General features: G+C 43.9%; 13 protein-coding genes. 3 read left to right on the top strand and 10 right to left on the bottom strand.

Annotated elements, in window-relative coordinates; all coding sequences use genetic code 11:
• Positions 1 to 36: 36 nt before the first annotated feature.
• From IPZ60_RS10515 to nfsB, 7 genes are all read right to left on the bottom strand, one after another.
• Positions 37 to 597, bottom strand: coding sequence for a GNAT family N-acetyltransferase (locus IPZ60_RS10515; RefSeq protein WP_194197742.1), 561 nt, complete (start codon positions 595 to 597; stop codon positions 37 to 39).
• A 48-nt stretch (positions 598 to 645) separates the two neighbouring features.
• Positions 646 to 1,350 carry a nucleotidyltransferase family protein gene (locus tag IPZ60_RS10510; protein WP_194197741.1) on the bottom strand — a complete coding sequence of 235 codons (705 nt, stop codon included), beginning with the start codon at positions 1,348 to 1,350 and terminating at the stop codon, positions 646 to 648.
• Positions 1,347 to 2,660 carry an XdhC family protein gene (locus tag IPZ60_RS10505; protein ID WP_194197740.1) on the bottom strand — a complete coding sequence of 438 codons (1,314 nt, stop codon included), beginning with the start codon at positions 2,658 to 2,660 and terminating at the stop codon, positions 1,347 to 1,349. Before IPZ60_RS10505 ends, IPZ60_RS10510 begins: the two co-directional genes overlap by 4 nt.
• A gap of 94 nt (positions 2,661 to 2,754) precedes the next feature.
• Positions 2,755 to 5,193, bottom strand: a complete 2,439-nt coding sequence (locus tag IPZ60_RS10500) for a xanthine dehydrogenase family protein molybdopterin-binding subunit (RefSeq protein WP_194197739.1) — start codon at positions 5,191 to 5,193, stop codon at positions 2,755 to 2,757.
• A gap of 2 nt (positions 5,194 to 5,195) precedes the next feature.
• Positions 5,196 to 6,188 carry a xanthine dehydrogenase family protein subunit M gene (locus IPZ60_RS10495; RefSeq protein ID WP_194197738.1) on the bottom strand — a complete coding sequence of 331 codons (993 nt, stop codon included), beginning with the start codon at positions 6,186 to 6,188 and terminating at the stop codon, positions 5,196 to 5,198.
• Entirely contained in the window at positions 6,185 to 6,856 is a 672-nt protein-coding gene (locus tag IPZ60_RS10490; RefSeq protein ID WP_194197737.1) for a 2Fe-2S iron-sulfur cluster-binding protein, read from the bottom strand. The genes IPZ60_RS10495 and IPZ60_RS10490 overlap by 4 nt, the downstream gene beginning before the upstream one ends.
• A 333-nt stretch (positions 6,857 to 7,189) precedes the next feature.
• Positions 7,190 to 7,846, bottom strand: a complete 657-nt coding sequence (gene nfsB / locus IPZ60_RS10485) for an oxygen-insensitive NAD(P)H nitroreductase (RefSeq protein ID WP_194197736.1) — start codon at positions 7,844 to 7,846, stop codon at positions 7,190 to 7,192.
• A 418-nt stretch (positions 7,847 to 8,264) separates the two neighbouring features.
• On the opposite strand from nfsB, the gene IPZ60_RS10480 reads away from it, so the two are divergent.
• A complete protein-coding gene (locus IPZ60_RS10480; RefSeq protein WP_194197735.1) occupies positions 8,265 to 8,918 on the top strand; it encodes a DsbA family oxidoreductase in 654 nt (217 codons plus the stop codon).
• A 151-nt stretch (positions 8,919 to 9,069) separates the two neighbouring features.
• On the opposite strand, the gene IPZ60_RS10475 is transcribed toward IPZ60_RS10480, so the two are convergent.
• Positions 9,070 to 10,194 (bottom strand): S-(hydroxymethyl)glutathione dehydrogenase/class III alcohol dehydrogenase, encoded by a 1,125-nt coding sequence (locus IPZ60_RS10475; RefSeq protein WP_201591715.1) that lies wholly within the window; start codon positions 10,192 to 10,194, stop codon positions 9,070 to 9,072.
• 198 nt (positions 10,195 to 10,392) lie between these two features.
• Here IPZ60_RS10475 and IPZ60_RS10470 point away from each other — a divergent pair, with 198 nt between their 5' ends.
• Both IPZ60_RS10470 and IPZ60_RS10465 read left to right on the top strand, forming a co-directional pair.
• Positions 10,393 to 11,280 (top strand): LysR family transcriptional regulator, encoded by an 888-nt coding sequence (locus IPZ60_RS10470; protein WP_194197734.1) that lies wholly within the window; start codon positions 10,393 to 10,395, stop codon positions 11,278 to 11,280.
• A gap of 132 nt (positions 11,281 to 11,412) precedes the next feature.
• A complete protein-coding gene (locus IPZ60_RS10465) occupies positions 11,413 to 11,931 on the top strand; it encodes a DUF302 domain-containing protein (protein ID WP_194197733.1) in 519 nt (172 codons plus the stop codon).
• A 75-nt stretch (positions 11,932 to 12,006) separates the two neighbouring features.
• On the opposite strand, the gene IPZ60_RS10460 is transcribed toward IPZ60_RS10465, so the two are convergent.
• Together IPZ60_RS10460 and IPZ60_RS10455 are read right to left on the bottom strand one after the other, a co-directional pair.
• Positions 12,007 to 12,294 carry a DUF4031 domain-containing protein gene (locus IPZ60_RS10460; protein ID WP_194197732.1) on the bottom strand — a complete coding sequence of 96 codons (288 nt, stop codon included), beginning with the start codon at positions 12,292 to 12,294 and terminating at the stop codon, positions 12,007 to 12,009.
• Positions 12,295 to 12,340: 46 nt separating this feature from the next.
• On the bottom strand, positions 12,341 to 12,760 hold the full coding sequence (locus IPZ60_RS10455) for a PACE efflux transporter (protein WP_194197731.1): 420 nt from the start codon (positions 12,758 to 12,760) through the stop codon (positions 12,341 to 12,343).
• Positions 12,761 to 12,787 lie beyond the last annotated feature (27 nt).

The following is a 12,787-nucleotide window of genomic DNA, read 5'->3' as shown; positions in this document are numbered from 1 at the left end:
TAATTCTCGTGTGAAAAAAACATACTGAGAATAAGCTTACGATCTTTGCTCCGGAGTAATCTTATACAAAACGTGCTCAGCAAGTCGATGATTAGACTCAAGCATTGGATGGTAAAAGTTTTCTTGTATATCACTCATCCCAATGCGCTGCATAATCAGTTGCGAGTGCTTGTTAATAACAGCCGTAAAGGCAACGACCTCCTCAAGTTCTAATACCTCAAATGCAAACTTCAATGACGCCCGTGCTGCCTCCGTTGCATAACCTTGTCCCCAATAATCTTTGTGTAATCGCCAAGCAATCTCAACAGTAGGTGCAAATGGCATATCAGCATGCGCTTCATTTAAGCCAACCATACCAATAAAGGTATATGTCTCTTTTAGACTGACCGCCCAAAAACCCCAACCTTTATCTTCAATAAGCTGCGAGCATTTATTGGCTATCGCCTCGCTCACTTTTGGTGATAACGGCTTAGGGAAATACTTCATTACGTCAAGATCAGCATTCATTTCAGCGAATATTGCAAAATCACTTGCTCGCCACTGTCTAAGATATAAGCGTTCTGTTTCTATCGTATTTATAATTTGATTTTCTCGCATTTCGTTGTTCAAAATTAATACTGTTCAAAATAAATTAGGACAATCAGGCTAGCTATCAAGCCACCCTTGTTTTTTGGCAAATGCTAGCTGCTCCGGTGTGTCAATATCGTAGCTAAGTTGGTCATTATCAACCCTACCTATTTTTTCAGCGGGCAGTCCTCTAATTAGGTGACGAAGTCCCTTATCTCCTATCAATTCTGACTGCCATTGTTTGAGCAATTTATAATTGATAGCTAGAGGCAGACCAATGATATCAGATACCGTTTCATCCCGTTTTCGATGTCTCTCTAAACCTTGCCAACTGTGATAACGACTGGTCACTACCGTCTGCTTGCCCGCTAGCAATGATGTTAAATGTGGCTCATCTAATAATACTTGATCCACTCCCATGATGAGCACTTGATCGATTGAATTCGATTCAAAAGCAGCAACTGTCTCAATACCCAAACGTAAACTATGTGCCATACCCGTTTCAGCTTGTAAGTTCACCACTATTTGAACCGTTGGGTATTGATTAGCCAACTCTATAATCGCACTAGCAATCAAACAATGACTATCAGGAATGACAACGACGATGGCTTGCGGATTGGTAGTTGTTGCCAGTCGAGTCATATAAGTAATCAACGGCTCGCCATTCTTAACGAGCAGCTGCTTAGGGTGACCAAGACGCTGACTTAGTCCGCTTGCCAAGATGATGACCGCATGGTTTTGGCGCTGTCGTTCAGTACTTTCTGTAAATGCACTCTTGCTCATACGACACTCTGTACGATAGCAGGATCTGTATCACTATTCTCCGCTACTATATCTAAGAGATTGTTATGCGATCCATCTACTGAAACGGTTTGATTGTGCATGACGGCATTTATCTCTGCCATAATGCCAAGCGCCAGTGCTTCAGGGCCATCTCCACCTAGCTTATAACCAATCGGATAATGCAACTTATGGATACCAGCTTCTAACATAGCAGGATTGCTAATATTCATGCTAATCTCACTAATTAAGCGTTCGGTACGATAGCGTGGCCCCAATTGTCCTAAGTATTTATAATTGTCTGAATGCTCGAGCAGTATCGCTAGGCGAGCGCGATCCTGACTCAAACTATGTGACATCAAAGCAACTGCTGCATTATTGCTTAGCTTAAGCAAAGTCTCGCTGTCATCTAGATGTAGCGACATTACAACATCCGCTTGAAGAAAACGCATGCGCGTCGCATATTGTACGCGACTATCGATGACCGTCACATGCCAGTCCTGTAGCTTGGCCATGGTCACCAGTGGCATCACATCGTTACCCGCCCCGCAAATCAATAAACGCACTTGTGGTTGCAATCGTTGCACAAGCCATTCTGTTGTTGCCTTACCGTTTTCCACTATCACATATTCGGCATTTTTATCAGACAGATTATATTGTGCTAACTTTTCTACAGTATCGGCAATTATACTTGAAGGGTTTATTTTATCTTGTTCTGAGGTACCTCCCAAACTTAGATGTTCATCTAAATTAATACGCATCCCAATTCGCAAGTTATCACTTTTTTGCGATATAGAATCTTGATGCTGATAGTCGTTAGCACGAATCAAAGTCGCCACTGTGATCGGCTGCTGAGTACGTCGAACGTTACTGATGATATCTAACAATGGCTCAGCCGTCGCCAGTCGCTCAAATAATACATGCACTCGTCCATTACAGCCCAATCCAAAATTCAGCTCATCAAAGTCCGTGTCATTTAAATCACTATCTGGCTCATCATATATATCAGACTCAGTTTGCTTCACGCCCGCTTTCGCTTGGCCATTGTCAGCATATTCAATGTCATCTCCCGTCTGATAAACCTGCACATTGGAACCGTCACGAGTAAGCCAAAAGGCACGTTTGATAATGTGCGGCTCCAAGCAGCCACCACTAATCATCCCAACTGAGCGACCATCCTCACAGATAAGCATCATCGCGCCAGCGCGGCGATATGCTGAGCCCTCGGTACGTACGACTGTTGCCAGTACAGCATCAATGCCTTGCTGCTGAGCCTTACCTGCCAGCTTAAGAATGTCAGCTATCTGATTCATAACACCTCTTATTTGCTACTTAACAATACTGCTGATTGAGTTATAAAAACCCGCTCATTAAGCGGGTTCCTGTCGTACATATGGCTTGAAAAAATTACTCTGGCATCTCGTAAAGCAGCTTATCGAGCGTAATCGGAAAATCATAAACACGTACACCAACTGCATTATAGACAGCATTAGCAATCGCAGCAGCAGCACCGGCAATAGCCGTCTCACCAATACCCTTGATATGCATTGGGTTGGTATAAGGATCATCCTCTTCGACCAATATCACATCCAACTGCGGCACATCAGCATTAACTGGCACATGGTACTCAGCGAGGTCATGGTTACACAGGCGACCATCACGTTTATCGTGGATGACCTCTTCCATCAACGCTGAACCAATACCAAATACCATGCCGCCATAGCATTGCGAAGTCGCTGTTTTATGATTAAGAATACGACCTGCGGCAAATGCACCTGTCATGCGTTTCACTCGAATCTCACCAGTGACTTTATGCACAGCTACTTCAGCGAAGTTTGCACCAAACGAAGACTGACGATATTTCTTGCCATTTTTACCTGGCTTTATCTGTCCTTTGGCACTGACTTTTTGCTCCTCATAGCCTGCGATCACGTCAGCAAGCGCATATGATTCTGTATTGTCAAAATCATATTTTTCTGATTCTGACTGTTTTTCTAATACATTCTCTGAAAATGAGACTCCTGTGGTTTCTGATATTTTATCAATCGTGCTATCAGCGAACGCTTGACCATTCTCTTTAGCTGCCTCTACCGCTGTTAAATCGTGCTTGCCTACTTGCTTAATTTGACCGTTGTCTAGCTGAATCGTATCAGGATACAGGCCAACTTTTTCTGCTAGCATTTCACGCAACTGCTCACAAGCGAGGTAGACACCGCTACCTGCACTCGCCGCACCCCAACTACCACCAGAACCTGATGCAGGTGGTAAGGCACTATCACCCAGTTTCATCTCTATATGGTCAATGGGCAGACCCAATAAATCTGCAGCTACCTGAGAAAATACGGTATAAGACCCTGTGCCAATATCCGTCATATCTGTCTCGATAACAGCTTTGACACCGAGTTCTTTTGACTTGTCTACTTGCAAGGTGGCGCGTGCTTCAGAAGACTGTAACTGATTACCACGTGCGGCGGCAGCCATGCCCGTGCCTATCCACCAGTCACCTTCCAATTGACTAGCAGGCTTCGCGTTGCGCTGACTCCAACCAAACTGCTCAGCACCTTGTTCCATACAAGCGATCAGCTGACGTGACGAAAACGGAATATCTTTGCTAGGATCTTTCTCGGGTTCATTGCGGCGGCGCAGTTCTATAGGATCAATATCTAATTGTGAAGCCAATTCATCCATCGCACACTCAACCGCAATCATACCGACCGCTTCACCAGGTGCCCGCATCGATCCTGATAGCACTTGGTTCATGTCGACCAATTCATAATTTACACGGCGATTTTTACCACTGTATAGATAGTGCGTAGACAAGGCAGTTGGCTCAAAGAATGCCTCGTCTGGCAAATTACTAGAAATGGTATCGTGAATCAACGTATCGATAACGCCATCTTTATCGCAGCCAATTGCAATGCGCTGACGAGTATTTGAGCGTCTGACCGTTGCTTCCATCACTTGTGGACGCGTCATGGTAATTAATACTGGACGACCAAGCTCTTTTGACGCAATGGCAGCGGCAATAGATTCAGGGGCAATACCGAGCTTGCTACCAAACCCGCCACCGACATAGTGCGCGATCAGCTGAACTTGGTCTTTATTTAAGTCTAGCGCGTCCATAACTTGCTGCTTACAAGACGCCAGCATTTGATTTGCCGTATAAAGAATAAGCTTGTCGTCTTCCCAATGGGCCAATGTCGCATGTGGCTCCATAGCAGAGCTGTTTTGACTTGGCGTATGATAAAAGCGATCAAGCGTCACCTCGGCATCAGCTAGACCTTGCTCTGGATCACCTTGGACATAGTTTTTGTCAGAGCCTTTTTTCTCATCGACTGCATGGGCGTTAGACAACTCTTTAGTAAAATTCAATGCCGCTTGGTCAGTCTCATCTTTATAAGTGACTTTAAGCGCATTTGCCCCTTCTGTTGCTGCTTCGAAGGTTTCAGCGATGACCACCGCAATAGGCTGACCATGATAAAAAATCTCAGTCGCTCCCTGCTTCGGGGCTTTTTTCAATCCGCCTTGCTGAGAGTTACGCAAAAAGTGCTTAGGGTCTGTCACGACCTTGATAATATTAGGAATGCCGTCTAAAGAACTACTATCGATATTCTGGACTTGTCCTTTGGCAATGGTTGCACCGACCAAGACACCGTACGCTTTATTATCTAAATGGATTTCAGCACTATAAGGCGCTTGCCCACTAACCTTTAGCGAGCCGTCAACACGGTTAATTGGCTTACCGACTAGTTTGCTCGCTGTTGTGCTAAACAAAGACTCAACAGGCTCATCCATGGTCACTTTTTTGGTCGGTTCTGACTGAGTGATTGATTCAAGTAATGACATGATTATGCTCCCTCGCCCGCTAGTGCGCGCTGAATGACTTGTTTTAGTAGGCGACGCGTCAACGGTATCTTAAAGTCGTTTTGACCATTACCTTTAGCATCATTCAATAGCAGATCGGCGGCTTGCGCAATAACGTCATTATTGCCATCGGTACCCGTTAACAGTGATTCAACCGCTTCGTTACGCCACGGCTCAGTACCAATACCACCAAATGCCAATCGTACCGTTTTCAGATTGCCGCTATCCCCAGCGTCTATCACTGCGGCACAGGACACAAGCGCAAAGGCATAAGAGGCGCGATCGCGAACTTTGTCATAGGTGTGCATACCCTTGATAGGCGCAGGTAATACAACGTGAGTAATTAACTCGCCTGCCTCTAATACGTTTTCGATATGCGGCGTATCTTTTGGTAAGCAATAAAAGTCTTTCACATTGATAGAACGAGTCGATCCGTCAGCTTTAACTGTCTCGATAGTGGCATCCAGCAAGCGCATCGCCACTGCCATGTCAGATGGATGCTGAGCAATACAGGCATCGCTCGTGCCTAAAATAGCTAGCGTACGGTTCTCGCCATTGATAGCTGGACAACCTGTTCCCGGTTCACGCTTATTGCAGGCGCTGTCTGTTTGATAGAAGTAATAACAACGAGTACGCTGTAAGAAATTGCCGCCAGTCGTTGCTTTATTACGCAACTGACCAGTCGCTCCTGCCAAAATCGCTCGGGATAATACTGGGTAATTGGCAATAACCTCAGGATGTGCTGCCAAGTCACTATTGGTCACAAGCGTGCCGATACGCAAACCTCCGTCGGCAGTGGTTTCGACCTTTTCTAACTCTAAACGGGTAATATCGACCAATTTAATTGGCGTCTCAATCTCTAGCTTCATTAAGTCTAATAAGTTGGTACCGCCTGCGATAAATGACGCATCTTTGGTACTGGCGGATATTGCCGCTTGCTCTGGTACATCAGCACGACTATATTCAAAGCGTTTCATGAGCGGCCTCCTGTTGTAGCATTTGCTGTCTTATTATTCGCTGAGGTCTTACCAAGTTGCGCCTCGCTCGGTGGTGGTGACCAGATACCTGTCACGCTTGAATTTTGCACTGCGTTGTCTGTTGGTTGAATAGTAGACGCGGATACTTGACCTTCTGAAACCTGACTTTCAAGCACTTGTGAAATGGCTTTAATAATATTGGGATAAGCAGAGCAGCGACAGATGTTACCGCTCATGCGCTCAGCGATTTCTTGTACAAGGCGACCATCAGGATTTTTTAAGTCTGTGCTGACATGGCTTGGCCAGTTTTGCTTTACTTCCTCTATCAACGCTGTTGCTGAGCAAATCTGACCAGGCGTACAATACCCACACTGAAAAGCGTCATTGTCTTTAAATGCTTGCTGCAATGCCGATAATGACTCTGGCATCCCAATGCCTTCAATTGTTGTAATGTCATCACCATCATGCATAACGGCGAGTGTCAGACAAGAATTAACCCGTCGTCCATTGATGAGCATGGTACAAGCCCCGCATTGACCATGGTCGCAGCCTTTTTTGGGTCCGGTGATTTGTAAATGCTGACGACAGACATCGAGCAGTGTCGTACGTGCGTCAAGATTCTCGAGCTGATAATCCTGCTTATTGATTGTTAACGTCAAAGTAGACATGCTGGCTTCTCGCTGGCAGATGGACATAATAGGATGGTGAAAAACGCCTCGTAAATACAGCGTTAATCAATTTATTATGTCTTATCAAAAGGGGATATTTTGTTTTAACTTTGTAGGGATTCCAGTGTAGTTTCTAATCTGCGAGAATGTCGAAATGTTAGCACTGCTAATAGGTGATATGCTGTTTATCCTCAGTTTCTAACGTTACTTCAAAGGGAATCTTGATAAAAAAGCCCCATAAACGGTCAGTTTATGAGGCTCTTAAATAGACTTTTTATATAGAACTTGTTAGCTATATATCTTGAATACGTTCTTCGCTTAGATGAACACTGGCTAGGCTTTCGTGATGATTGTCTCTTCATCAAAGCGTGATTTTGGCAGCTCAGCGTTAAAGTCATCTTCACTACGATAGCCAAGCGATACGACCGCAACAGCCGTATAGCCCTTGCTACGTAAATCAAACTCTTCATCAAGTGCTTTCAAATCCGCCCCTTCCATCGGCACAGCATCAATACCCAAGGTCGCAGCTCCTAGTAGCAAAGCGCCCATATTAAGATATAGCTGCTCTATCAACCAGTGCGGTTCATCTTTTTGCTCATAACGGCGAATGTCCAAAAACATCTTACGCACTTGGTGCATCTGCTCTTTAAATTTTGGTTCCGCAAAACGACCATCAGCTTCCTCTTTGTCTAGTATTTCATTCAAGAACTCATCATCAGCATAGACACGACTACAGAATACGATGACATGTGAGGCATCTTTTACTTTTGCCGTATTGAATTCATACATGCCATCTGTGCCTTTAGCGATACGAGCTTTACCAGCCTCATCATCAGCAATCACAAAATGCCAAGGTTGGATATTGGTGCTCGAAGGACTGAGACGTAAAATATCCTTTAGACTTTGGAAATCTTCTGCTGAGATTTTCTTATTGGTATCAAATTCTTTGGTGCTGTAGCGCCAGTTCATTGCTTCAGTAATGTTTTTCATTTGTGTATCCTGTATCGAATATTAAGTTTTTATTATTTGCTAAATACTTGGTGTTAGCATAGGTTATAAGTCACGACTACCAATGTCGGCAAAGCTACTGTAAAGAAAATCCCATTTCATGGCCATGACAGATTGGTTAAATATTCATACGTTTTGTTATCAGAGGTTGATTTTTGACTGCCTTATCGCAAAAAAGCAGCTATGAATAATAGCAATCCAGTGAGCAAAATGAGTCACTCAGAGCGCATTGTATTCACCTGATTATGCTTTGAATGTTCATTAACGCTTGATGTTTAAGGCATGATTATTACTGAGGCTTCTTGGTCGACGACTATCTCTAAGCAGACACATTTAGATGAGATATATGAGCAATTAGAAGCCTTAAATAAAATACAAATAACAATCCCTGCGAGGAAATATGAGCACATCAGAAAAACCACTCCGAATAGACATCGTCTCAGACGTCGTCTGCCCTTGGTGCGTCATCGGCTATCGTCAATTGGCAGCAGCACTTGAGCAAACTAATACTGCTCACACTATCCACTGGCATCCGTTTGAGCTAAACCCCAACATGCCAAGCGAGGGGCAAAACCTACGTGAGCACATCATCGAAAAGTACGGCTCGACCAAGCAAGAGTCAGATGCTAGCCGAGTCAGAATGACTGAAGCTGGACAGGAAGTTGGCTTTGAGTTTAATTTCAATGATGACACGCGCATGCACAATACTTTCAACTTACATCAGCTTCTGCATTTCGCTGATCAGAAAGAAAGTATGCATGAGTTAAAACAAGCATTGTTTGCCGCGCATTTTACCCATAACAGAGATATTTCAGATATCAACGTGCTTGCTGATATTGCAGCAGAGACTGGACTTGATCGTAGTGAAGCGCTAGCAATATTAGAGGGTCAGCTCTTTGCTAAGGAAGTACGAGCAGAAGAGCAGCATTGGCAACAACAAGGCATTCAAAGTGTACCAGCAATCATTTTTAATGAGCGTCATCTTGTTAGCGGTGCTCAAGGGGTCGAAAACTACATAAGTATTTTAGAGCAATTGGCTAATATGGCTGAGTAAATGGTTTTGTAACCATACATATAAAATGATGATGTTATAAGCTTTAAAAAAGGCCGCTTCGAAAACGAAGCGGCCTTTTTATTTTTAAAACCGTATTTTCAGAACAGTCATTCTAACGTTACTGTCAGATATTGCTCTTGCACAATATTTTTTAGAAATGGATGACCGTACGAATACTCTCACCTTTATGCATCAAGTCAAACGCTTCGTTGATATCTTCTAATGGCATAGTATGGGTAATGAAGTCTTGTAGTGGGATTTCACCCGCTAGATAACGCTCAACGTAGCCTGGTAATTCTGAACGACCTTTTACTCCACCAAACGCTGATCCACGCCAGACTCGACCAGTCACTAACTGGAACGGACGAGTAGAGATTTCTTGTCCGGCACCAGCGACTCCAATAATGACCGACTCACCCCAGCCTTTGTGACAGCATTCAAGCGCCGAACGCATGACATCGACATTACCGATACATTCAAATGAGTAATCTACCCCACCATCGGTCAATTCAACAATCACTTCTTGAATTGGCTTGTCGTAGTCTTTCGGGTTAATGCAGTCAGTTGCGCCTAACTTCTTAGCCAGTTCAAACTTACTTTCGTTGATATCGATAGCAATGATACGACTGGCTTTTGCCATCGCCGCACCGATGACCGCTGACAGCCCAATACCGCCCAGACCAAAGATAGCAACGGTAGCGCCCTCTTCGACTTTGGCAGTATTCATGACTGCGCCCATACCGGTAGTCACGCCGCAGCCAAGCAAGCACACTTCTTCTAATGGAGCTTCTTTATTGACTTTCGCTAAAGATATTTCTGGTAAAACCGTGTACTCAGAGAAAGTTGAGCAGCCCATATAATGATAGATTGGTTCGCCGTCTTTATAAAAACGTGTGGTGCCATCTGGCATTAAGCCTTTACCTTGAGTTTCGCGCACTGCCGAGCATAGATTGGTTTTGCCTGACGTACACATTTTACAAACACCGCATTCTGCCGTGTATAACGGGATGACATGATCGCCGACCTGAACGCTGGTCACGCCTTCGCCGATTTGCTCAACGATACCGCCACCTTCATGACCCAAAATTGCTGGGAAGACACCTTCTGGGTCTTCACCAGATAAGGTAAAAGCATCGGTATGGCAAACACCGCTTGCCACGATTTTTACCAATACTTCGCCTTTACGTGGCAGCATGACATCCACTTCTTCGATAGATAGTGGCTGGTTTGGCCCCCAAGCGATGGCGGCTTTTGATTTAATAAATTTATCTGACATAAGAATTTCTCTTTTTAATTCGTTATTATTTACAGCCTATAAAAAGCAGGCCACTATTTCTAGGACACTCATTCGCAAATGATTGCAGTCCGCTAGATTACAACCAACTATTTGAGTAGATGCTTACCATTATAGTTATTTCTAGGGTGATAACAATATGCTATATTTGCAAATATCTTTTACATATTGGTAATAATCATGCGCTGGGATGGTGTTAGCGAGTTCGTTTACGTCGCAGAATACGAGAGTTTTACGCGCGCCGCCAAAGAATTAGGCATCTCGACCGCTCAAGCTAGCCGGCAAATAAGCGCCTTAGAAAAACGCCTTAATATTAAACTCCTCTATCGTACGACACGCAAAGTATCATTAACAGAAGAAGGTCGCGTGTTCTATCAGCATTGCCGTAGTGTGCTCGATGGCTTGGATGCTGCTGAGCAGGCTGTCAGTAATTTGCAATCAAAACCGCAAGGCAGGATCAAACTGACTGCCCCTGTCACTTATGGCGAACAACAATTGCTGCCGTTGGTCAATGACTTTATGATGCAGTATAGCGATATCGAAGTGACGGCTTTTTTGAGTAATCAAAAGATCGATTTGATTGAAGGTGGTTACGACTTAGCGATTCGTATCGGCAAATTAAGCGACTCCACGATGATGGCAAAAAAACTCAGCCATCGCACCAACTTTGTCTGCGCGGCACCCTCTTATCTTGATAAATATGGCACACCACATGCTCTGAGCAAGCTGAGTCAACATAACTGCTTACTTGGGACTCGCGACTACTGGCACTTTATAGATACTGACCCACGTGCTAGTGACGCAGGTAAAGAAAGGAATTTGCGCGTCTCTGGGAGCATTCAATATAATAGTGGTCATAGCCTAGTTGATGCTGCCCTAAAAGGTTTGGGCATCGTCCAGCTGCCAGATTATTATGTGCAAAAATACCTAGCGTCTGGGGAGCTGATAAGCTTGTTGGATGACTATAGAGAGCCTGAAGAAAGTATTTGGGCCATTTATCCGCACAACCGTCAGTTATCACCAAAAATCAGGCTACTGGTGGACTACTTGGCAGAGCACTTGGCTTAGTAATTGGCTTGGTAATTTATTAAGGCAAGTTGCAATGTGGCTCTTTACTATGCGCAGTTTATTACGCACAATGTAATGACACAATAAATGTCCGATGTTGCCAACTATCACTGATAACCTATAGGTAAATTTATGATTAAAATTGTCTCTATCGCCGCTCTAGCTTTGACCATGGCCTCTTGTGCCAGTGTTGAAAATATTTTACATTCACCTAGCGACACGTCCTCGGTGAAAGCAACGATGACTGCCACCAATGCCGAAAAAGGCTTGATAACCATGCAAAGTCACCACTCTGTCCAAGAGACTGCTGATAAACTGGCAGCCATTATCGAAAGTAAAGGCATGAAAGTATTTGCACGTGTCGATCATCAAAAAAATGCACAAGGTGTCGATTTAACCTTAAGACCAACACAAGTTATTATGTTTGGTAACCCTAAAGCGGGTACACCATTGATGAATTGCGAGCAAAGCGTCGCTATCGATTTGCCACAAAAAATCCTCATCAGTGAAGATGCAGATAAAAAAGTATGGCTATCGTATAACGATCCTCAATACTTAAAAACCCGTCATAATATTAAAGGTTGTGACACCGTCATTGATAACATCTCAAAAGCCCTAAATGGCGTCAGTACAGCAGCAGTGGCAAAGTAATCGTCAAAAAATCCAAACAAAAAAAGGTGAGTTAGCGAAAGCATAACCCACCTTTTTTATTTGCTTATGCATTTATTAAACATTATCAGACTGTGCTATTTGTGCATGTAACTCTACTTTTAGCTTTTTAGCACACTCGATAATTTTTCTGCGATCAGCAGGAATAGCGCCGTACTCAATCGCGGTTTCTCGCATTTGTACAGTGACGTCATAATGCGGATAACTGGCGTTACGGTGGAACAAACGCTCATCTAATTCAATGAACGCCGCAAACTCATGCAGCTCTTGCAACGTATCGGCCAGCATGTGGCACCACTTATAACCTTTAAATTCTATCTGCATAAAATCTACATATATTGCCATATAGCTGGCTCCTTAATACGTTCTGCATATTTGGATAAAACCACCATTAGCCAGCTTCAGCAATAGGAAAAACTCTATCGTAAATCCAGTTATACACAAAAGCATATACCAAATAGAATGTCGCCATGGCAATATCCATTTTAAACGCTTCCCACAGACTGATATCCAGATACCAAGCAATCGCTGGCAAGAATAACACTAGCAGGCCACCTTCAAATAGCGTGGCATGTAGCACTCGTATGGGAACGGTCTTTTTCACCTCACCACGTAGTTTAAGCATGGCATTATCAAATAAGACATTATAAAAATAATTCCACACGGTCGCGACAATAGAGCCAGCGAGCGCTATCACACCCATTGAGTGCAGCTCAAAACCGAACACCCAACTTGCCAGTGGTGCGAAAATAAGTAGGCCAATGATTTCAAACGCTAAGGCGTGGCGAATACGATCTTTAGTGCTACGCATTGTTTGTTCCAAATCTATCTGTCATTT

It is taken from the genome of Psychrobacter sp. NG25 (assembly GCF_015234355.1).
Classification (GTDB): Bacteria; Pseudomonadota; Gammaproteobacteria; order Pseudomonadales; family Moraxellaceae; genus Psychrobacter.
Note: the sequence above shows the minus strand (reverse complement) of the source record. Positions and strands in the feature narration are given on the sequence as shown.